Genomic DNA, 21416 nt, shown 5'->3' on the forward strand with positions numbered 1-21416 from the left:
CACGACTGATAACCCGAAGAGGATTACTGACCCCAGACCTGTCGTCAGAATCTTCATGGATGCTGACATTCCGGCACTGTCAGGAGTAAAGGGCGCATAGGGAGTGAGCACCCACACGGCGAGGCCAGCGAATACGAGTGCCGCTATCCAGTAGTACAGGCTTGCGGCCCTCCGCCTGAGTCTGCGGTCATAGAAAAGGCTGAAAAACACTGTCGCCCGGCGCTTCTGACCTTGCTCTCCCATACCGCGCGCCTCCCGGAGTTCTGTCGCCTTCTTGCTGGTGGCAACACCAGGAACAATAGCTGTGTCGCCCCTCCTTTTAGAGAACATGCTTGTTCAGCACCACGTAGCTCCTATCTAGAGATTGTGGGCCGCTCATTTCTTGTCTCGGACATCGAGGGGCTTTGTGGTTTGCTCAGCCCGGCGAGCGGTCGGTAGGTCGGGAACATTTTGATTCAGCCGTGGGGTGTTTGCTTGAGCTGCGGTGATGGCGATTGTCCTGACCCGCTTTGATCGGGCTTTCCTGTGGTTGTGCCCGCGGGTTTCTGGGCTCGGGACCTGTTGTCGGATCGCGCTGTAAGCGGCTGACACTGGTTGCTGTGGGCTAGATCACCGCTGTCTGGACGTTCGGTCTTGGGGTTGGGTCCCGACTACACCTTGCAGGAGTTCGCCGTAGCTGGCGGGCGGTGGAAGAGATGTAGAAGGAGTGGCTCATGAATGGCTTCCTGCCGGGAGACCGGCCGTGGTGGAGTACCAGTCGCTGGTGGCAGCCCGCCTTCGCGATGATTGTGGTAGTGGCCCTGACCGTGGCTGGACTGCACTGGCTGGCCCCTGTCGCATCGCCTGACCATCCTGTTACCGCTGAGAAGCCGTCGCCGGCAGATGCGCAGACGATGGCTTCCACGGCGTCCTCAGCATTCACCGGGACGGCCATGGCCTCCGACGACACGCTCAGTGCGGCGGCACGTTCGGCGAACATCCCGACCGATCCGGTAGCCGGGTGGGATTTGCCCACCACCGATGGGCGTCGCGTGCAACTGGTGCTGCCCGCCGGTTTGGGTGCCGGCGAGCCCACGCCCGACGGGCAAGTTGTCTACCCCGATCGCGGCGCCGGTTTCAGCGTGATCGCCGAAAACAAAGGCACGGGGGGCCGCACCATCACCCGCATCCCCAAGCCTGCCGCGAACGCTACGGCAGCTTCGGGGGCTGCGACCGCCGATGGGCAGGCGCTGCCGACCGTTCCCATGTTTCTACGTACCCCACCTGACACGGTGATGCTGGCCCACACCGACGGGACCATCACCGTCAACCAGGCCACCCCAGCGGCAACCACCATAGCCACGATCGCCGCACCGCAGGCTCGTGACAGCCACGGCACTCCTGTGCCGAGTGCTTTTGTGACACAGCGGATCCGGCCTGGGCTGTATCTGCTGGCCCAGGTGATCCGTCCCGATGCCGCCACGGTGTGGCCGGTGTATGCCGACCCGTGCATCTCGGCCTGTGATGCGTTCACTCACGCCAGTACCAGCGGCGCCAACGGCGCGGCTCTGCAAGCCGCCGGCAGTGCACTGGTCACCGGGATCAAGAACAACCCGGTCGAATCCGCCGAAATCATCGGTGGCGGCGCGCTTATGGTGACCGGGGTCGGCTCCGGTTTCGGCGCCAGCCTGGTCCTCTCGGGTACCACGGGGCTGGTGCAGAAAGCCGCGGCCGCTGATCCCACCGATCAGATGCTCGGGCTAGCGGGCGATGCCCTGGAGGTCACCAACTACATCAGCCCCGCCCGCGCCGTCCAAAAAGGCCTGACCGCCGTCGTTGAACGCGGGGCGCAGAAAATCGGGGACGACGTCGCCGAAGGCGCCCTGCGAGACGCCACCGTAGTCAAACCGGTCACCCCCACCCCGTCACCGCAACTGGCCAACGACATCGCCGGCGCAGCGACCCCAAAGCCCGGTGTCAGTACCCCGAAGATCCCTACGGGGCCTCCTTCGACAGCTCCGACCGTCACCGGAACCAAGTTCCCTGATGCGGTCAAGGACCAGGCCTACGCCGATGCCACCGATGCTCGGGGCAACCTCCATTGTGATTACTGCGGATCGCGTGTGTTCCGACAGGAAGGCCGCACGCAAGCTGGTGACCAGGTGCCGCCCGACCGCGCTCAGATCGATCATTATTACCCGCGCAAACTCGGTGGGGATGGTGTCCAAGAAAATGCCATGGTTGCGTGCCGACTCTGTAACGGCGCCAAATCAGGCTTGCACCCCGACGAATGGGAAGCAGTGAGAGCTGATGTTGCGGACGAATCACGTCTGGCGATCTCTGAGTACCAGCGGATCCACGGGACCCAACCTGATGGTGTCGTCCGGACCTCCAATATCCGTCCGGGGCAGCACCGTGGCATCCGGGCCGACACCACACAGTCGTTCACCGATCGGCGCCGAAATGCAGCACTCAACACCGCCAGAGCGGCCAACAACGCTACAGAGAATAACGGCGAGGAATCATCAACCAGGCCAAATAAGACCTTTTCAACAAGCAATGGCTCAACCCATCGCACCACCAAGAAGCAACAGCCGAAGAAAGTCAAGAAACAAAGCACGACCAAGAAGCACCGCAAAGGTCAGAAGTAGCACAACGCCAAACCCGGGCGGCGCAGCACGTCGAGACACCACGCTGGGCGGTTCTTCGACCTCAACGATTGACGATCGTCGGAGGGCGGCATCGCAATGTTCAAGTGCGACAACGCACACCTAGGGTGATTCGGGCAAGCTGCGCACGTAAATGAAATGGATGATAGGAGCGCGACGAAGTGGGCAAAGAGTACAACCGGGAGGTCACATCTCCTCTGACGCCGCAGATGCTCGAACCAATGCCCGAAGACTGTCTAGGAATTCTCTTCTCGGAGCCGCTGGCTGATGAGGAATACCGTGCGCTGGCCGCTGTGCTGGAACGTCAACCCGACAAGAAGCTCTATGCACTACAACTCTCCTCGGCCCCCCACCCCATCACCAGCCTCGGATTCCTGCGTCATTTCCCGAATTTGGAACGCTTCACCTGCAACCTGCATCCGTTGGAGTCCTTCGACGGCATCCAATCGCTGCGCCACGTCAAAAAACTAACGGTTATGCGTCCCGACGCTAAACTGTCGGCCGCACCCCTTGGCGAGCTAGTGACACTGCGAGAATTGTGGCTCGACGGGCACTACCGCGATCTGTCGGCTCTGGCCAACCTCACCTCGGTCACTTACGCGAAAATGGGGTACGCCGGGAAGCTGCCAGACCTCAGTTTCCTGCCGCCCTCAGTCACCAAATTCTCGATGAACCTTGGCAGCATCACCAATATCGACGCCCTGGCCGCGCTGCCGAACCTCACCTGGCTGGCCTTTCACAAAGTCCGCAGCCTGGCGGACCTCACCTCTCTCGCTAAAGCCACCAGCCTGGAATACCTCTACTTCGCCGGCCTCACCTCAGTGACCGATCTGTTCGACATGTCAGAACTAACCCAGCTGGCGGAATTGCACATCCACGGCCTCACTCACCTCCGCGAGTTGCGCACGGTTCTCACCGCGCCCAAGCTCCGCAAGCTCTCGGTCACCGACCTGCCCGCACTACAGGCCAACTCCTGGCATGACACCTGCACCGGATGGCTCGCGCAAGGAAAACCCCCATTCTGGCAATAACCAGAAGCCGCCACCCCGACCAAAACTGCACTCTGAGCGCCGATAATGCACCTGCTGTCTCATATCCAGAGAATGTGGACGGCTCAGATTCTGTCTCAGCTGCGTAGGGGACCGAGCCGTATCCACGGCCCTCGTGGGGCACCATTGTGTTGTGGCATCGGGGGATTTCGCCGCGGGGCGTCCGGAGATGGTGGTTCTGGACATCGACGGCACCTTGCACGCGGCGTCGGATACTCATCGTGGAGCACACCAGGGCATCAGCGTGGCTGTTCGAGCTGCGGTGCGCGCCGTCGCCGAAAGCGGCGCTCACGTGGTGCTGTGCACGGGGCGCTTGTCCGCCGCGACGCTGCCGTTCCTGCAGGAATTGGAGATGTCGGCCGGCTTCGCGGTCTGTTCTAACGGGGCGGTGCTGATCGACGCTGCGACCGGACGTGTCATCGAACAGGTCTCGTTCTCCCTGTCCGTGCCGATCGCACACCTGCGCGAGCGGCTGCCCGGTGCGGTGTTCGTGGCCGAGGACCCCGGTGTCGGGGTGTGGGCCACGGGTCTTGTCGACGACGCCGACACCCATTATGGGGCGGTCACTCTGGTCGAGATCGATGATTTGGTAGCTGCGTCGACAACCCGCCTGGCTGTGCACTGGCCCGGACACCGCGGCTGCGAACTGGCGGATGCTTTGTCCAACAAAGCGATTCCCTACGTCGAGTGCTGTTGCTATCCCGATGAGCCGCTGGCTGATCTAACTAGCGCGGGGGTGACTAAGGCAGCGATGTTGGAGCGGTTGCGCGTGCAGTTGCGGGTCGCTGCATCGGAGACGTTGGCTGTCGGTGACGGTGTCAACGACATGGAGATGCTCGCCTGGGCTGCTCACGGCGTGGCAATGGGCAACTCTCCCGCTTCGGTGCAGGCGGTAGCCGACGAGGTCTGCCCCTCGGCCGCCGACGATGGCTTGGCCACCCTATTGGCGAGATGGTTCCGCTAATTGCCGATGTGCATCACTCGGTGCGCTGACATGGGTTGATGGCCCTCGTCTAATTACTAGAGAGTGTGGACTGCTCAGTTCTTGTCTCAGGTAAGTCACTCAAGCGAGGGCGATTGCGACGCTCAGTATCGCGATCCACGCGACGCCCAGTAGTTGCAGTAGGCGGTCACGGAGAACAATTTCTTCTGGTCGCCGGCCATGCCGCCGTCGACATCGACGGCGTAGCGCAGCACCGCGATCGTGATGGGGATCATCGAAACAGCAAACCAGGACCCGGAATGTCCGTCTCGTTCGAACGCCCACAGTCCGTAGAACACGACGACAGCGGTGGCGGACACGGTCCACACCAATCGCAGGTAGGTGCTGGTGTAGCTCTCCAGCGATTTGCGAATCTTGGCGCCGCGGGCGACAACAGCGAAGACCCGATAGCGGTAGCGATCGAAACCCCGCGCGGTCTACTCGTGGCGGCGCTACGTGCCACCGGGCGCGCGGTTTACGCGATCAACCCGCTCGCGGTCGCTCGATATCGAGAACGTCACTCGTTGGCGAGGTCGAAGTCCGACCACGCCGATGCAATGGCGCTGGCGCACATCCTGCGCGTGGACGCCCACCTGCACCACTGCCTGCCGGCCGATAGTGACCTGTGCCAAGCGATCGCGGTGCTGGCCCGAGCGCACCAGGACGCGATCTGGGCACGCACCAAGGCTCACAATGAATTACGCTCGCTGCTGCGGGATTTCTATCCCACGTTCTTGGCCACGTTCACCGGACGGTTTGCGCTGGGTATCAGCAGGCCCGAAGCCCGCGCCATACTGGCGGTCGCGCCCACACCGGCCCACGCGATGAAGCTGACGGTAACCCGGATCTCCGCGGCGCTGCGCCGTGCCGGACGCAGTCGAGGCATCGACGAAGCCGCCAACGACATCAAAGCCAACGTGCGCACACCGCAACTGCGCCAACCACTTCGCATCGAAGCGGCGCTGGGTAAACACGCGCTGGCGCTGCTGGCCGTTCTCGACACCGCCTGCGCCAACGTCGACGAGCTCGGCCAGGCGGCCGCTGAGCTGTTCCAGACCCATCCTGACCACGCGATCATCACCAGTTTCCCGGGTCTGGCCGATTCGACCGGCGCCCGAGTTCTCGCTGAAATTGGTGACGACCGGGCCCGGTTCGCCGACGCACGTGCGTGAAGGCCTACGCAGGATCGGCACCAGTCACCCGGGCTTCCGGGCGGTCGATATCGATCACGCACCGCCGGATCAAGAACGACAGGCTCGCCGCCGTCGGTTGGATCTGGGCCTTCGCGGCCTCGACAAACAGTGAAGCCTCTGGCGATCACTACCGGCGCCGCCGAGACCACGGCGATCGACACGCCGCAGCGATGCGGCCCCTGTTCAACAAGCTGCTCGGCCAGCTCTACCATTGCCTGCAAGGTGGCCTGAGCTTCGACGAAGCTCAGGCGTTCCCTACTGCGCTCGGTGACGCCGTGGCGTAGCGGGTCGTTCCGCCCAACGCATGCGTCAAGAGTCGACGTCGACACGGAACGTGCGGCGCTCGCCAAACTTTCGAAATCCCAGCCGTTGAAGGACGGGTGAGGACATGGGTCCGGCATGGACCAATGCGAGGGTCGCGCCCCGCGCAGCGGCTGCGCCGAGTCGGGCAGCAACCAGCCCACGATAGACGCCTCGACCCCGCATCGCCGGTACCACGGCTGCACCCCACAACCGCGCGGCCGGCTCCGCGAGGGTGAAACCGCCCGTCCCAGCCGGAACGCCGGCGCAAAGGGCAAGGAACGAACCCGGCGTCACCTTGCGATGGGCCAAGCGGATGTCGTCCTCCGACGGCAGCGGATACCCCCACCCCAAGGCAGACGTGCGTTCGAACGCAGCAACCTCCTCGAAAGACCCCACCTCGACCACGTCAACATCTGTTGGTTCAGACACGGTTGCGGCAGCCGAGCCCGACAGGTCCACCGCCAGGATGTCGAAGACCTCGACGAGGGCGACCGCCGACATCGTTGCCAGCTCCTCCAACGCTGCGTCACCTCCCGGATGATCGGGGCACACTGTGATCTCCAAAGATTTGGCGCCGCAGCGGGCAGCCGCGCCGAGTGCGTCCCGAATCCCTGCGCGAGAATGTGGCGACGTTGCGGGACAGGCCATCACAGTGGCTTCCGAACCCAGGAGATAGAACTCGTAGCCCTCGACCACTGCATGAGTGGACCCCGGCGGGCGCCATGGCGACACCCACGACGCCGACTGTTCGAGGACACGCTCCCGCGTCCAGATGGTCACCTAACGTCCCCAGCGACATGCCATCGTTCGCTCATCACTGCAAACTAGACCAGCACGCACGGCGACCTGCCAGACACTCCGAATCGTCGGCATAGAGTCCCCGAGCGACGGACCGAGTGCCCGAAATGGTCAACGACTGCGACATGCCAGCGCTTGACTCTTATCCCGATCGGAGGTCTTGTCTCGGATCTTGGTTGCGTCCGCGATGGTTTGGGCAACTTGTTCGGCGGTGGCGTCTTGCGTGTCGACGACGTGGGCCTCGGCGTGTAGCCATGTCCGAGCCGCCTCGGCGTACACCGGCAGATTGATCAGCCGGAACGACGAGGGACCCTCGATGTCTCCCTCGATGCGTCGGCGAAGTGTTTCCTGATCGGCGTGAAGAACGAAGTGCTGCACCGGGATTCCGTAATGGGTGAGTCCTGAGTGAATTTCTCGCCAGTACTGCTCGATGAGCACCGTCATCGGCATCACCAGGGTGCCCCCGGTGTACTCGAGGACCCGGCGAGCGGTCTCCACAACAAGTGGGCGCCACGGTGGCCAGTGCTGGAAGTTATCAGTTTCGGGCAAGCCCGGCGTGATGTCCATGAGGGTCTCGCCAACCTTCTCTGCGTCGAACACGCGTGAGTTTGGCAACAACTTCTGAACCAAAGCGTTGGTCGTCGTCTTGCCTGCACCGTGAGCGCCGTTAATCCACACAATTACGAATCGACAGTAAGTCCGATGTCACCGCATAGCCCGCGCGTGAGGTGTTGTACCAGGGGCAAGTTGGTCAATTTCCACAAGGCGTGCGTGCATCTCGCACGTAGAGAAACGAGGTCGATCATTTCCTGTCTCCACGCGTGGTCGAATCGAGCCCCGAGCTGATTCACTTAGTGATGCGAACTCGGTGGAGTGGTCTAACGGTCGACTGCACGGACCCCGACCGGCTCGCCGCGTTCTGGGGTGAGCTACTCGACCGCGAGCTTGAGCCCGGTCTTCCGGGATGGGTTCAGCTGAAGTCCCGCAACGATGAGCCTCGGATCAACTTCCAACCGGTCACGGAGCCCAAGCGCGGAAAGGTTCGCATCCATCTAGACATCACGGTTGATGACGTCGACCAGGCGATTGAGCGTGTGGTCGATCTTGGTGGTCGCGCGACTGGTGAGCGCCACGAGTATCCGGAAGGCACCGTCGTCGTTCTGCAAGACCCGGAAGGCAACGAATTCTGCATCGTCCGTTACCAGTCGTCGACCTACACCGAGAAGTGACTTGCGCTGGTGCGTGCGGGGGGACTTCGGAGGTGTCGCTGTCTCACATCCAGAGAAACGAGACAGCCACACTCGTCCGTCTTATCGCCAAACACAAAGGTCACGAACTCTTCCGAGTTCGTGACCTTGTGGTCGCAGTTCGTAGAACCGCTCAATGTGTGCGGTACGTTTCAGCTGTTCAGAGCGCCCTTCGCGGAATCGGTTCCAGCGGTTTTATGTGGAATCTCCAGTGATTTATCCGGCGCACGCGGCGCTAAGTGGATGACCCCGCGGTGCCGGTTGACGAGGCTATGGTGCGGCTTCTTGTGCGAGTTCAGCGCCGACGCAGGGTCGCGGATCTGCCGCGGGAGACGGCGAAGTCGGCGATCTTCCCTTGACCGGTAATTTTTGGCCGGGATTTATCTGGACCCGTTGGGCATGCCTAAGCGGGCCGACACGAGGTTCGCGCGGCCCGCTGCGGTTGGGTCTCGTCAGGTCAGGGGTGGTGTCTTCGCGGGTTCGTGTCCGAGATGGCGGCGTAGTTGGCGCCATCGGACGTCAATGGATTCTGCGCGAGCCGGGCGTGACCGGTAACTCTTCTGGATGCGGTGATTAGTGCTGGCTACGGCCAGCGCCAACAGAAGCTTGACCATGGGTTCGCGCCGGGGACCCCACTTGAGGTCGACGAGCTTGGTGACGTGGGCCGACTTGAAGATGCTGAATGTCTGCTCGGTTCGAGCGCGCGCTGCCTCGAAGTACAGCGTGTGTTCCCAACTGGCGCCGACCGGTCCCCATTGGGCCTTCTTGAGCTGACGGGGTGTCAAGGTGACGGTGACGATCGATTGGGCGCAGCATTGCCGATCGCTTGCTTGCCAGGTCGGCGCTGCTGTCGGGGCGCCGAAGGCGGCGCGTGTCATCGACGCCGGTTTAAGTGGGCATTGGACGCGCAGCTGCACGGCAGGGCAGACCAGCTCCGCCTTCACGTCGAGTCTTGGTTCGACTCCCAGGGGTGGGCGTCCACGTGGTCGGCTCAGTCGCGGCCGGGAGTTCAGGCCCATCAGGAAGGGCAGGACACTTGCCAGGCGGCGGTCGTGCGCCTCCCACCCGTTGTCGGCCAGCAGGTTGCGGGTTTTGGGCATGTGGTGTTGGGCAAGTAGGTCGGCCGCGGCCGGACAGTAGAACGAGCCGGCGAACTGGATGGGTCCCGGCGGGACGTCTGTGGTGGCGCCGGATGGATTGGCCGCGGTATCGGTGAGTGTCCAGTGTTGTGGGTACCGCACGACGGCTGCGTACTGCTGGTCGAGCATGAGGCGTGCGAAGCCGTCTTTGGGGTTGTAGCCCATATCCGTAGTGAGACGCGGCAGGCGTGCCCGTCCCGCACGCCGCGTGTCAAGGCCATTGCGTTTGGCGTGAGTGATAGCGACGTCGAGTCCATCGACGCTGCCGGAGGTGGGTGGATGGACGTCCATCCCGATGATGACGGGCGCGACTGCGTGTAGCTGGTCCGGTGGTCCAACGCGTATCACGGCGGTCAGTCCGATGCCGAAGCCACGCTTTCCGCCGCCGCTGGCATCTTGATACACGGTGGTGGAGTGCTTGTCTCGGGAGTAGTAGCTGCCGAAGTATGCGGCTCCGCGCTGTTTGTCGGGTTTTATCCCCAGCCCAGCTGAGGGGCCGGCGAGGTCGAAGATCGTCTCGTCGGCCACGATGTCGCCGACGGCCTCGGGTGGCCGCGGATCGACGATGGACCCGAAGACGATGCGATTCATGACCGTTCGCAGGCGTTCGGTGGCTTCTACGCTCGCTGTGCGTTGTTCGGTGCTGCGGTGGGCGATGATGCGGCGGTGTTCGGCGTTGGTGATTCGTCGTGCTGGTTGGTCGGGGCTGGGATCGAGTGGTGCGAGGCGGCGGTTGAGCCAGGCGACGAAGCGTGTCCGCTCGCGGCGTTGCTCGGCGCGGTCGGCGAAGATGCGGGAGGTGTCTTGTCCTGCCATGCCGACTTCGGTGAGTTGTCGCGGGGTGAGGTCGCCGATGGCTTGCTGGATGGCCTTGTAGGTCGGGGTTCGCCCAAGCATCAACAGTCCCAGGGCGGCGACGAGGACGGCGGAGATGGTGTAGGCGATTCCGGTGCAGTCTTGTCCACCGGCGCCGCGGTGCTGGTCATGGAAATCGTTGATCATCTCCGCCGCTTGTGATCGTTCGATGATGACCTTGGCCTCACGGAAGAGGTTGTCTGACAGGCGGTATGACTTTTCGAAGTCGGTGATCATGGTTCAGCTTTCTGTCATGAGGGCGATCGCGCGATGGATGCCGTAGGTGGGGAGTTGGGTGCGTTGGTCGGCGAGGACTTGAACGTCGACCACGTCGGCGAGTTGCAGCAGAAGTGCTGCTGGGACGCGGTCGGCGAGGTCGAGGATCCAGCGGTTACGCAGCGCGGCGGCGTTGATGTTCCCGTGACCGCGGGCGCGGAGTTGCTCGCCGATGCGGTTGGTCGCGTTGCGCTCCACTTCTCCCGTGGTGGCCGGTAACAGGTAGTCCGATCCCTTGCTCTGCGCAAGGGCCCACAGACGGCGGGAGACGCCGGGATCGGTTACCGGAACGAGCCGTGTACCGCCAGCTGTGTTCTGCAAGCGCACGATGGCGATGGGTCGGCCGTCGATGGTCTCGCTTGTGATGGAGGTGCCGCGCAAGACTTTGAAGTCGGGCGGCCGCGCGCCGGCGCCGTAGCAGAGGTCCAGTAAGAGCGTGAGGCGTCGTCGGAGCCAATGCGGCAGGGTCGGTGCCAGGGTGTACCAGTCACGAATGTCCTGCGGTGCGGCCGCGTCGATTCTCTTGGTGCGTGGCGCGGGCAGAGTGCGTGCCTCCGGGTATTCCCGGGGGTGCACCAATCGGCCGGCGTCATAGAGAATCCACCTGATGGTGCGCATGGACCGGTTGGTTTTCCGGGTGGCGATGTCCATGAGATGCCGGTCGACGTTGGCTCGGCGCAACGCTGTTCGGTAGTCGAAGGTGCCGACGCGTTCGGCCTCGAACGCCAGATAGCGGGCGAGATGGGCGGCCGAGATTCGGTCGGTCGACGGCGCGAAGTCACCCAGACGGCACCACAGGCGTTTGGCTGATTCCAGCGCGGGCGCCAGGTAGCGCGGATCGACGCCTCTGATGGTGAGGCCCGCCAACGCTCGATAGCGCTGCTCGTCGATGTCGTGGTGGAACGGCGCGAGCACCTGGCGTTGGCTGTCGGCTCGGTCGTGTCCGGTCTTGGACACTGGCTTCTCCGGCTCCGGGTCGTCGGCGGCGGAGGCCATGGCGCCGTGGCGGCCCATCAGCACACGCCCCGCGACACACCGGCACAGCCGTTGACATGCGCATGCGAACACGATGAAATGAACAAAGTTCCTCCTGAGTGGATCTGGGAAAGGTTCCAAGGGAACGAGGTCGCCGCGAACTTGCGGCGGACGGAGAGCCGGGTTGCCGCCCGGCTTTTCCCGTTTTTAACGGACTTCCGACGAAAAGTGCCTTACGTCAACAGTTTCTGGTAGCCGTTCCTCCTCACTTTGGGGGCACTCAGCCAGATGGCCAGCGCACGTCAGGCCACGCGCGATCTAGCGGGGCAAGTCCGTAGCGTCCTTGTCGCAGCCATCGCGGCCGATCTGGATCAGACGCGAACCGGCCTCGGACAGTGAGACATCCCAGTGTTGGGCACGGTCGTAGATCATCTGGGCCACATGAGGTGGCAGCCGTAACTCGACCCGGACCCGCTCCCGCACCCTGGTGTGTGGTCTGTCCATTGCCCGCCTCCGCTCGATTGCCGGTACAGCACCGGCATGGCTGAAGCTAAACCGTTACTTGAGGTGATCGCGGTAGCCATGATCTGCGCGTGTCTGGGCATCCGGCGCATCCTGAATTTCGGACGGCACATAGCAATTTCCCTCTGCAGGAGACGTTTCCACCAGCGGTAACGATCGCAGCACCCTGACGTGCAGCGGGGTCGAAAGATGCCGGTTACGAAATGCAACACTGCCCACCACAACATAAGCGGGACCCAGAGCTACCAGATCCCCGCAGAGCCGAATAAATGTGTTGCAGATCACATTTCAGTCAGTAGGGCTGCGTGCCAATGGTTTTCCACGGAAAACTGCCGTGACCCGGGCGGCGGCCCCTGGGTGCCGTTACCGTCGCACACCCGTTAACGCTGCTGATCGACTGTCATCCACAGCAGCACGTCGAGGATCCGCAGATTCGACACCGCAGCAGGCATATTCGGCACACCGCTGCGGATCTGCGTCAACCACGTCCATATCGCTCGGTCGTCGGCGGCGAGCACCGCTTGGAACTGTCGCCAATAGTCCACGGTGTCCAGGCCGGTGGCCTGCTCAACGAAGCTGTCCCCGATGGGGATGAGCCGTGGACGTTTGGCAGCGATGAGCTTGCTGGTCCGGGTTCTTCCCATACCGTCGTTACCTCGGCGCAGCACCTGCCACAACCGGCTGCCAGGCCCACCGGCCACAAGGTCGTCGGGGTCGATGTCGATGATGTCGACGTCCACCGGGATGTCCTGCAGCAGAGCGGTGATGTCGCAGGCGTCGCGACCCAACAGGCGGATCGCCGCCTGGGCAGGGATATCGACGCTAAGCATCGAGGCTGCGGTGAAGTCCGCTGGCCCAATCGAATACGGATCACTGTTCAGCGCGGCCATTGCCTCGAACTGCGATCCTGAATAGGCCGGTCGTCCGGCAGCGGTGACGGCGTAGTAGCGCCTCAACAGTTCGACAGCCTCGTCGGTACGGCGCTGGACAACCACTTCGGGCCACCGATGACGCCACTGTGTGTATTCGAACTCTGCCATTCTGGCTCTCCCTGCAGGCGACGCTCCGGTGGGTAGGTAACCACGGCGGGCCGACATTGTCGGGTCGTTACGTCAGCGGCGCTGCGTCAAGGTGATCTTGTTGCCCTCGGGGTCCGAGGTGCGCACGAAGTTTGGCAGGTCGCAGGTCCACGACGCTCCGGCGGCGTCAAGCCGCGGCCGGAATATCCTCGACCACGAAGCCGAGTTGCACAGAGCTTACCGGGCGGCGCGCGGTCGCCGGCCACAGCTGCAGCCCCAGTTCGCCGTCGTAGTGGCGCGGATGTTCCGGTTCCTCGATGCAGAACAACGCCAATCCGATCGCTTCATAAAAGCGCGCGGTCGCATCGACGTCGCTGACGAACAGCGTCAGTTCACGAAGATCAACGGCCACGGGCAACGCTGAACCACTCGATCCAATATCACTGGGGATTCACGTCAAGGTTCGGCTATCTGCCGACGTCGGTCGAGCACAGCTGCCAATCGCTGGTTCAGGAAATCTTGGGCTGCTGATCCGTGTACCTGGTGGGCGGTCGCAGCCACTTCGCCGACTGATGCCAGCGCCACCGCTTTCCAACGTCCAGCAGTGTCTGTCTCGTCGACGACAGCGACGAACACCAACTGCCGCGCGGCGATCCAGTCATCACCCATCCGCGCCCCTTTCCCAAGTGCCCGCATCGGGACCGTACTGGCCAGGACCGACAGCTCTACGAGCTCAACGCTGCCCCGGTTGCTGTCTGGCGAGATATGCCTTAACGGCCGCACTCCGACGATGGTCAGCCGGGACCACCCTGCCTGCCAGCTTGGCCGAGGCTTTCGTGGCGCGGCGACCAGCGTTCCTGAGGGCCTCGCCCGACACGACCACCTTCTTCAGTTTTCGTTGTGCCACAACACACCTCCGTGAGGCACTAGGGAGAGCAGACGGTACCGCTGGCGAACGAGTTCCGCTGTCCGACGGCTCACGTCAAGGACTCGTTGCGAGTCAATCACTGAGTACCGCAATAGATTGCGGCTCACCGGCGATGCGTCTGACCGTCTCCCGCTGCTCTTCGGTCAGCATGTCCTCGGTATAGCCGTCTATCGCGAGAGCCCACCAAACCGTTCCGACGTTGGGGCAATTCGGGCAACAGCGGGGGCCAACGACCCCGAACTGGCCCATCCGCGGCGGATAGTCCCATCCGAGGTTGAATGCATCTCCCGGGGTCAGGATTTTCTCGACCCCGCACACTTCGCAGATGTGCCGCCACTGCGGCTCGGTGTCACTCACACACGTCAGTCTCACCCGCAGGGGTGACACGTGAGAGGCAGCGGCGGCAGCCCACCTGCTGTTCACGATCTGGGCTCGCGGCACGATCTGAAGCCAGCGACGTATCTCCGACTCACCCAACGGGAGATACAGAATCCGCTTGCGCATCGAGATGATCGATCCCCGTCGGGTTACCGACGAGCGATAGTCACATAGCAACGACCGCTTCGCGTGGCCGGCGCCGCTACCCTTGGATGTCGGTTAGGGCAGTCACGGGCCGAGGCAGAAGGCGGTGGATACGATGGCGTCCGACAAGTTTCCGGCACCGCGGGAGTGGCGGACCTGGTGTGACATATCCGAAGTATTCGACGGGCCAGATGATCTTGATTGGATCGTGGACCAGGACCGCGTTGAGCACGACGTCCGCGACCCAGATAGCGATCATCGAAGCGGCGCTTGATTGTGTTCAGTGCGAAGTTCGTGTCACGGCCTTTGGTCAGCCCGTTGCGTTGATGTCGGCCATTCCTGCGCACGTGAAGCGGAGCTTCACGAACATCGGCCAGCAGTAAGTAGATTTCCAGGGGCTGGAAGGTAACCATGCCGACTTCGGGGGTTAGGTCGGTCTTCCTGGTTCAAAGGGTCAGACGGTTAGTTTCAGTAAGCTTCGCGGCGCCTTCCACGCACCCGCGTGGATCACGACCCTCTTTAGGCTAGCGCAGCCAGCATCATCGCGATGTTCACGCCAATTGAGTTAGCCAGTTGTGCAACGCTTTCAGGCATTTTCTCCGGGCTCTTACCTCGCGGATAGCTACTCCCTGCCGGTAGTCCCTCCGCGAGCATTGTCGTTGGAGTGCTTAGCGGCGATGGCCGCCGGAAGATCCTCCAAATCTGCGAGCGTGTTTCGGCGAGCAGGAGGGTGTTGTTGTGACACAGCAGGACACAGCTGCCCCGGGCACCCCGGGCTACGACGGCGTAGGTTTTCTGGTGACGCTCGACGAGTGTGGCGATCCGGGCCGCGAAACGCCTCGGGACTAGGTTCCCGCAATCGGCAACCCATGCCGCATTGATCAAGTCCACGGCGATCCCTTCAGCCTCGAAGGCGGCGAGAAGTTCGGCGTAGGGGTCTTCCCGGGACGCCTTTGCCAGCGAGATGACCCTCTCCACGTCCTGCCAATCTGCGACACGGCTGAAGCACTGCGCTGGCTGATACAGGTAATGCTCGATGAGTTCTGGGTCGGCGTCGGCGGCATGGTCACCGATCGCTGTCCACGCTCGCTGCAGAACGATGTCGCGTGGCCGTCCTCCGTGCAGCGTGGCGTCCTGAGCGAGTAGCGCCAAACCTACGGCGATGAGGGCGCTGACGTATGGCTCGACCCTGTCTGGCAGGTCATCCGCTGCCGTCGGTGGCGTCGTGATCAGGACGTCGGCGAGTTGGTCGGCCCACTCTTCGTCGTCCGGCCCCCACACTCCTGCGGCGAGCATGTCGAGGTGCAGTTGCGATACCAGCATGCGAAGTTCGACGGCGGGCGCCGGATTAGCGGTGACCCCTCGGCGTAACCGTGACGCCCAAGCCCGCATCCGTCGGCGTTGTTCGGCGGGGATGTCCGGCGGGGGGCGACGATCCGAGAGGTCGTCGGCGGCCTCGTTCTCGCCTTCGCGCTCGTCGTCGGGAGGTTCCTCGGCGTCCAGGGAGACCGTGGAGTCGACAGCCCAGGTCGAGTCGGAGGTACGGGTAGTGGCCAGGGCTGCGGGAAACAGTCCTGTTGTCAGTGCCGGTCCCAGCGCTGCCTCAACATCGTTGAGCCAGGCCCCCCATCGGTCATTGTCGTCCACGGCGACGTCGCGCGGGGTCGTGACGCCCGAGGGTGCCGCAGCTCGGTGGGCAGCATTGGCCTGCAACAACTTCAGGAGGTCGTTCTCAAACCGGGCTCGCAGCTCATCATCGGCGAAGACCGTCGTGTAGTCGCGTGTGAGCCGGGGTGTCGAAGCCTGGCCCGTTCGCGGCAGGCACGCTGCGGTGTCTGTCAGGAACACCACTGAACTGGTTATTGTCTGATCGCCGATCGTGGCGGTCGCTCGAACAGCGGCTCCCGCCGATTCTGGTGCCAGAAACTCTGCAACGAGGGCGCCCCGGCGGTCCTCAGTTATTTCGAGTGTGTGGTACGAACGCCACTGTCCGGGTGCGGCTGTCGACGCCATCTCAATCGTGATTCGCGCGGCGTTGCGGCAGATCATTTCGACGGAGATGCCACCGTCGCTGGCCCGTGCTCCGAGCAACGTCACGACTGCGGTCGCGCGGTTGTCGATGGGCGAAATGGTATGGCGCAGCCGAATTTCAGATTCCTCCACCGCGACCCCCTGGGGCAGCAGCGAATCGGTGACCGGACTAACAGCGGCGAGTTCGCAGTTCCCGCCGTCGCGGGTGGCGATCAGTAGCGCGACCCGACTGAGGTTCGGGCTGCCCACCATGGCGCTGAGCGCATCGCCTGTCCACCACTCGACGAGCTTTCCGTGACTGAGGCGCCTACCTTGCTCAGACAGCCAGCGGAATTCGACCTGATTAACGCCGCGTGCGGCTGCGGCCACCTTGCCGCCGTCGTAGCTGCTGAGTCCAGGTTGCAGCGCCACCGTCAGCGACTTGGGTTTCAGTCGAGAGACCAGGGCGGCGAGAGCCGCGGCATCGGGGTCGAGGAACGGGGCGCTGACACCCAACGCATCCACCGCCAGATCAGGCAGTTGGTCGAGAATCGGGCGGTCGAGATTGCCAAGAATCCGCACCGCCGAGTTCTCGACTGTCTGTGGGCGGACCATGTCCGCGATCTGAGTGACGACGGCAGCGATCCAGCTCGGCATGTGTACGGCCGGATGGTCGGCAAGTTCCTTCAGCCAGTCGGCGAGGTCAACGAATGCTGCCGGACCGTGTGATCGGCTCCCGCGCAACACAATCCAGAGTTCGTCGTTGTGGCCCCACCCGGCGGTCGTCGGATTACCCGAGCCAATCGCCACCCACACGTCGTTCTCACCGACGAGGACTGCGAGCTTCGGGTGGAACGCGCCGGTACAAACTGCGTGTGCGTGCTGATAAGCGCGGCCGGCACGCCGCACGTCGACAGGGTCGTGAACGGCGTGATGAGCATCGCTGAGAATCGTCACCCGTGCGCCCATGCCACGAGCCAACGCAACCGCCCGCTGCTCGACAAACAACAGATCCAGGGTGTAGCCGGTGAGCAACACTTCGCGCAGTCCGGCGCCGTCCGCACGGTCGTGCCACTGCTGAAGCAGTGTCAACGGTGAGCAGAAGTCGAACTGCACCCGCTCGCTCACGGCAGCCCCATCACGCTGCTACCCACTTCGGTAACGGCAAACCCATCGGCGTCCGAGGACAGCATGCCGAGCTGGTGAGCGATCCGGCCCAGGGATTCAGCTCGAAATCCGATGTTGTATGCGCCTTCGGTCCCCAGCGCGAAGTACCGCCCCTCTCGCTCACCGAGTTTCGTCGGGAGCACGATCCGACCGCCCGCAGTGACCTCGAGCTTGCTCAGCGCAATGCGATGCGACTGCGCGAGCATGTCGTCAACGATCAGCGATGCGAAGTCCCGCACCGTTTCGTGTGATGCCTCGGACGCGCGAGAACCCACCCATAGTGGGTCGAGGTATGCCCGCCGCGGCGCTTGCCGTCCACCGCGGAAGGCCGCCAACGCCTCCCCTTCGAGTTCACCCAAGCGGCGAGCGCCCAACAGCAACGTGGCGAGCGCTGTTTCAAGCTCTCCGCGGTCGGCTAAGTCGTCCTCGGCCGGGAGCGGGTGGCCGGCAGCATCCACGGTCGGCGGAAGATCTGCCAGGAACGCGCCCAGCTGCCCTTCTGGCATCTGTTCACGTACCCAGTCGTGAAGTTGGTTTCGTTGCACGGGCTCTGGTGCCTCACGCACCTCATCGACCAGCCGTGCCCACCACAGTCGCCAGGCGCCCACGAACCGGTGCCGCAGCAGCAGTCCCCGCCATGCCGCAGCCCGGGCACTCTCCTGTTGGAAGATGACGTCTGTGGACAGCTGCTCACCGTAGGCGATGCCATCATAGGCAATTCGACGCCAATCGCTTTGTCCAGGCCGCAAGTGCACAGCGCGGCAGAAGATCCGCAGTGTCGCGCGGCGAGTTTGGTCATCGCCTGTCCACTCGGCTGCTCCACTAGCGGTCATGACCTCGCGCAGCGGGGCTACATACGGTGCGGATGGCCCGCCGTGCACGATAGGAAGGATTTCCGAAAGATCGTCATTGGTAACGGGACGGGTCGCGATGATCTCTGTGAGCGGAGCGAACATGTCCAAGACTGCGTCCGGACAACGACGCCGACCCACCCGCAGCGCATTCTTGTCCGTAGTCACGAGACCGACGGTGCTAGCCGGCCCTTTGTACTGCGACCAGAAGCCTGACGCTCGATCCGAGTATGTTTGCACACCGACTTCACTCAGCCGGTCAGCCAGACCGTCGGCGAGGAGCTTCCGCACCGTGTCCGCGCCGTGTAAGTGGCCAGGCCCAGAGAGATCGCCGATCGTCGGGGAAATCAGCGACGCCCAGGCGAGGGCCGACTCCGCACGTCGAATCAAAGTTCGGCAACCGGCGGCGTCGGAGTCGTGCGCAGAAGCAAAATCAGCAAGCGCCCAGTACAACGCAAAGTGCAAAGCGCTATCGCTCAGCGTGGAGATACCGGGCACCAGCACACCGACCATGCGCAGCACGGGCGCTTCGACGGCCAATGGGTAGCGGCTCGTTCGCTTGCTCATCCCGGGCGCCGACCACGCCGGCCCTTCGGTCGATAGCCCGGATGCTGTTTCGCCGTTCAGCGGTCACCCCCAACAAGCTATGAACCATAGCCCCCTCTGCAGGCCCACCAATCCCAATTAGGGCGGAAGGTTGAGCAATTGGCGAGACCACCTGACGAATGTCCAGGATTTCTGAAACTGGCCTACGGCGAAGTAGACGGCCCGCACGGACCAGATTGATAGAACGACCCCTAGACGTCATAGACCCCGGCCGGCAGTGACGATGTGCGTTGGAGGTGAAACCGTTCCCAAACATTTCGACCTTGACGAAGGCCACCACGAGAACTCGTCGACGAATCAGCTAGAGCTCAGCTGGCCTTCATCCCGCATTACTCATCCGGCGAGTCCGGCCCACATACGTGAAACCATCCGGCAAGGCCATTTTTCCACTACTGCTGTCTCATGAACGTATTCATGGCGGCCGCGTTAGACACCTGTGTACGGACATCCCGCAGAATCACCTCGACCACATCGCGCATGACAATCCAGTCAGTGAGAGTCACCAATTGGCCTCGCCCGTGGGCGATTTCATTTCTCCACCCAAGCAACCGTTCATCGATGAGCATTTCATGGGCTCGATGACGAGAAGCATCACAACCAAGTGAATGCATGATAGACGCAAACAACTCGAATTTCAGATTCGCGTTGGTTCGTATTGTAGTGGTCTCATACGGCACGGCTATTGTTTCATCAGCTCGATCCCATAGCGTTCGTACCAGGTCAGTATGACTTTCACTAGACTTCTGTTGCGAAAGGGTAGTGATCACGTTGCGCAGGGCAACCGCTGCCACTTCTGGTCGTAGTTGACCCAGCTTCAGCCGCTTTCTTGAAATATATTCAAGGTATCCTGAGCCAGCTGTTTTTACGTATCCCTCCCAGTGCGCGTAGACGAGCGCCAGGCCAGCCCGCATCAGCGCACTCAATTCATGTTCACGAGCCTTTTCTGCCATTTTTTCGAAAACAAACATCTCCTGCACACGCCATTTGAGATCGGCGGTCAGTGTAGCTTCCAGTTCCTCTAACGTGCGGATCGCCACTCGCTAATCCAATGCAAAGATTCGCTTACCGATGCTAGGCATTCGTGGAGCGCGCGTCGTCGCACGGACACCGCCGCCCGAATACTTTAGAAATTCATCGTCCGTCCATAGAGCTGCCATCGCGTAAATCAGCTTCGCTGAACGCTCGTCGTCGCTGAGAGCTAGCCAGTCGGCGACTCGACTTGCTATACCGGCGCTCGCAGCCTCGAAAGCCGAGACACTAAACCCGCCGATCGTGCGTCCGCGTGCAGTATCAAACCTGCGGAACGTAGAAGACCCGATGGTACTAGCGACAGCGAACATATCTTCGGCGAGGCGCACCAAGTCGGCGGCGTCGTCGCCGCTTTCCGCTAGCTCTAGGACTTTGTCCGTCAGATAAGTATCAATATCAGCGAAGCTTGCGAGTTCTTCAGCGGTGCTTCGCTGGAACACGATGAACCTCACGATTAGTTCGAGGTCATACTGCTCGGCCTCTTGACGTTCTGTTAGCGAAAGTGCGTCTACAACTCGCTCATCTTTTCGGAGGCTTTGCAGCGCTGCGAACAGACTCGGGCTGGTCATAAGAAGAATGGCCGAACGAACTTCTTGTGGACTGGTCGCAACACCACCACTATTCAACCGATCGAAAAGCTCAAACTTGACCGCCGGGTCCGATTCCTTGAGGAGAATTCTGAAATCGAGCCGTGCTCGCTTGAACTGTATTTTTACTGCTTGTGGAAGATTGCTGTAGGTGACACCTTCGAGAGAGGGTATGTACTTAGTCCGCGTGAGCGTGCTTGGTTCTTCTACCTTTCCAGTGTCTTCATCGCGAAGATCGCCCGTGAATTTGAGAATAGTAGACAAACGCTGCAGGCCGTCGACAACTTCCCAGATCGCATCATCTGACTGTGAAACAAAGATAGGGGGGAGCGGTATATCGAGCAGAAGAGACTCGATTAGACGTGACTGTTTCTCAATCGGCCAACGAAATATCCGCTGGAACTCAGGACGAATACGTATTTCCTTATCCTTATACAGGTTAAGCATCTCTCCTATAGACATTGCGTAGCCATCAGTTCGTATACTCTGCCGATTCTTGGCTATCTCTTCCTCAATCGCCACTCAAGTTCCTCCAATTATTGATAGTGGGGACCATAGGTCCCTCCAAGTAAACGCTCGATCTTTCCGAGACCGCGTCTCATGGCAGCTTTCTACGATCATGGGTGTGTTCGTGAGGCCCAATGACCGAGCACCTACGGCTGCCCGACGCCTTCCTCCAAGGCTGTCCTCCAAACTCGAACGTTGTCCGG

General features: G+C 62.1%; 18 protein-coding genes and 1 pseudogene. 5 read left to right on the forward strand and 14 right to left on the reverse strand.

All coding sequences use genetic code 11. From position 1 onward, the window contains the following. The first annotated feature begins 713 nt into the window (after positions 1-713). The 3 genes from G6N35_RS18845 to G6N35_RS18855 all read left to right on the forward strand — a co-directional run bounded on the left by G6N35_RS18845 (position 714) and on the right by G6N35_RS18855 (position 4661). A complete protein-coding gene (locus G6N35_RS18845) occupies positions 714-2630 on the forward strand; it encodes an HNH endonuclease (RefSeq protein WP_163805620.1) in 1917 nt (638 codons plus the stop codon). Between the two features lie 179 nt (positions 2631-2809). Further along, entirely contained in the window at positions 2810-3679 is an 870-nt protein-coding gene (locus G6N35_RS18850) for a leucine-rich repeat domain-containing protein (protein ID WP_163805621.1), read from the forward strand. A 151-nt stretch (positions 3680-3830) separates the two neighbouring features. Further along, positions 3831-4661 (forward strand): HAD family hydrolase, encoded by an 831-nt coding sequence (locus tag G6N35_RS18855; RefSeq protein WP_163805622.1) that lies wholly within the window; start codon positions 3831-3833, stop codon positions 4659-4661. A 99-nt stretch (positions 4662-4760) separates the two neighbouring features. Here the strand turns inward: G6N35_RS18855 and G6N35_RS18860 are convergent. Beyond that, positions 4761-5062: pseudogene (locus G6N35_RS18860) on the reverse strand (decaprenyl-phosphate phosphoribosyltransferase); the annotation flags it as partial. A gap of 60 nt (positions 5063-5122) precedes the next feature. Here G6N35_RS18860 and G6N35_RS18865 point away from each other — a divergent pair. After that, positions 5123-5851 (forward strand): IS110 family transposase, encoded by a 729-nt coding sequence (locus G6N35_RS18865; protein ID WP_246224374.1) that lies wholly within the window; start codon positions 5123-5125, stop codon positions 5849-5851. Between the two features lie 330 nt (positions 5852-6181). On the opposite strand, the gene G6N35_RS18870 is transcribed toward G6N35_RS18865, so the two are convergent. Next, entirely contained in the window at positions 6182-6694 is a 513-nt protein-coding gene (locus tag G6N35_RS18870) for a GNAT family N-acetyltransferase (RefSeq protein ID WP_163805623.1), read from the reverse strand. 390 nt (positions 6695-7084) lie between these two features. After that, a complete protein-coding gene (locus tag G6N35_RS18875) occupies positions 7085-7573 on the reverse strand; it encodes an ATP-binding protein (RefSeq protein ID WP_220098510.1) in 489 nt (162 codons plus the stop codon). Positions 7574-7794: 221 nt separating this feature from the next. On the opposite strand from G6N35_RS18875, the gene G6N35_RS18880 reads away from it, so the two are divergent. Beyond that, positions 7795-8202 carry a VOC family protein gene (locus tag G6N35_RS18880; protein ID WP_246224376.1) on the forward strand — a complete coding sequence of 136 codons (408 nt, stop codon included), beginning with the start codon at positions 7795-7797 and terminating at the stop codon, positions 8200-8202. A 470-nt stretch (positions 8203-8672) separates the two neighbouring features. Here the strand turns inward: G6N35_RS18880 and G6N35_RS18885 are convergent, their stop codons facing one another. The 11 genes from G6N35_RS18885 to G6N35_RS18935 all read right to left on the reverse strand — a co-directional run bounded on the left by G6N35_RS18885 (position 8673) and on the right by G6N35_RS18935 (position 21228). Next, positions 8673-10451, reverse strand: coding sequence for a hypothetical protein (locus G6N35_RS18885; protein ID WP_163805624.1), 1779 nt, complete (start codon positions 10449-10451; stop codon positions 8673-8675). Positions 10452-10454: 3 nt separating this feature from the next. Then, a complete protein-coding gene (locus G6N35_RS18890; RefSeq protein ID WP_163805625.1) occupies positions 10455-11504 on the reverse strand; it encodes a hypothetical protein in 1050 nt (349 codons plus the stop codon). Between the two features lie 279 nt (positions 11505-11783). After that, entirely contained in the window at positions 11784-11969 is a 186-nt protein-coding gene (locus G6N35_RS18895) for a hypothetical protein (protein WP_163805626.1), read from the reverse strand. Positions 11970-12367: 398 nt separating this feature from the next. Beyond that, positions 12368-13027: a DUF6308 family protein gene (locus G6N35_RS18900; protein WP_163805627.1), complete on the reverse strand. Its 660-nt coding sequence runs from the start codon at positions 13025-13027 to the stop codon at positions 12368-12370. 166 nt (positions 13028-13193) lie between these two features. Then, a complete protein-coding gene (locus G6N35_RS18905) occupies positions 13194-13418 on the reverse strand; it encodes a VOC family protein (RefSeq protein WP_246224377.1) in 225 nt (74 codons plus the stop codon). A 44-nt stretch (positions 13419-13462) separates the two neighbouring features. Next, positions 13463-13675 (reverse strand): hypothetical protein, encoded by a 213-nt coding sequence (locus tag G6N35_RS18910; protein WP_163805628.1) that lies wholly within the window; start codon positions 13673-13675, stop codon positions 13463-13465. A gap of 331 nt (positions 13676-14006) precedes the next feature. Beyond that, positions 14007-14291 carry a hypothetical protein gene (locus G6N35_RS18915; RefSeq protein WP_163805629.1) on the reverse strand — a complete coding sequence of 95 codons (285 nt, stop codon included), beginning with the start codon at positions 14289-14291 and terminating at the stop codon, positions 14007-14009. A 684-nt stretch (positions 14292-14975) separates the two neighbouring features. Beyond that, entirely contained in the window at positions 14976-17594 is a 2619-nt protein-coding gene (locus G6N35_RS18920) for a phospholipase D-like domain-containing protein (protein ID WP_163805630.1), read from the reverse strand. After that, positions 17591-19051, reverse strand: coding sequence for a hypothetical protein (locus G6N35_RS18925; RefSeq protein WP_163805631.1), 1461 nt, complete (start codon positions 19049-19051; stop codon positions 17591-17593). The genes G6N35_RS18920 and G6N35_RS18925 overlap by 4 nt, the downstream gene beginning before the upstream one ends. Before the next feature lie 428 nt (positions 19052-19479). After that, on the reverse strand, positions 19480-20127 hold the full coding sequence (locus G6N35_RS18930; protein WP_163805632.1) for an MAE_28990/MAE_18760 family HEPN-like nuclease: 648 nt from the start codon (positions 20125-20127) through the stop codon (positions 19480-19482). A 3-nt stretch (positions 20128-20130) separates the two neighbouring features. Then, positions 20131-21228 carry a DUF262 domain-containing protein gene (locus G6N35_RS18935; RefSeq protein WP_163805633.1) on the reverse strand — a complete coding sequence of 366 codons (1098 nt, stop codon included), beginning with the start codon at positions 21226-21228 and terminating at the stop codon, positions 20131-20133. Positions 21229-21416 lie beyond the last annotated feature (188 nt).

Origin of the sequence: Mycolicibacterium anyangense (assembly GCF_010731855.1) — a bacterium.
GTDB classification, from domain to species: domain Bacteria; phylum Actinomycetota; class Actinomycetes; order Mycobacteriales; family Mycobacteriaceae; genus Mycobacterium; species Mycobacterium anyangense.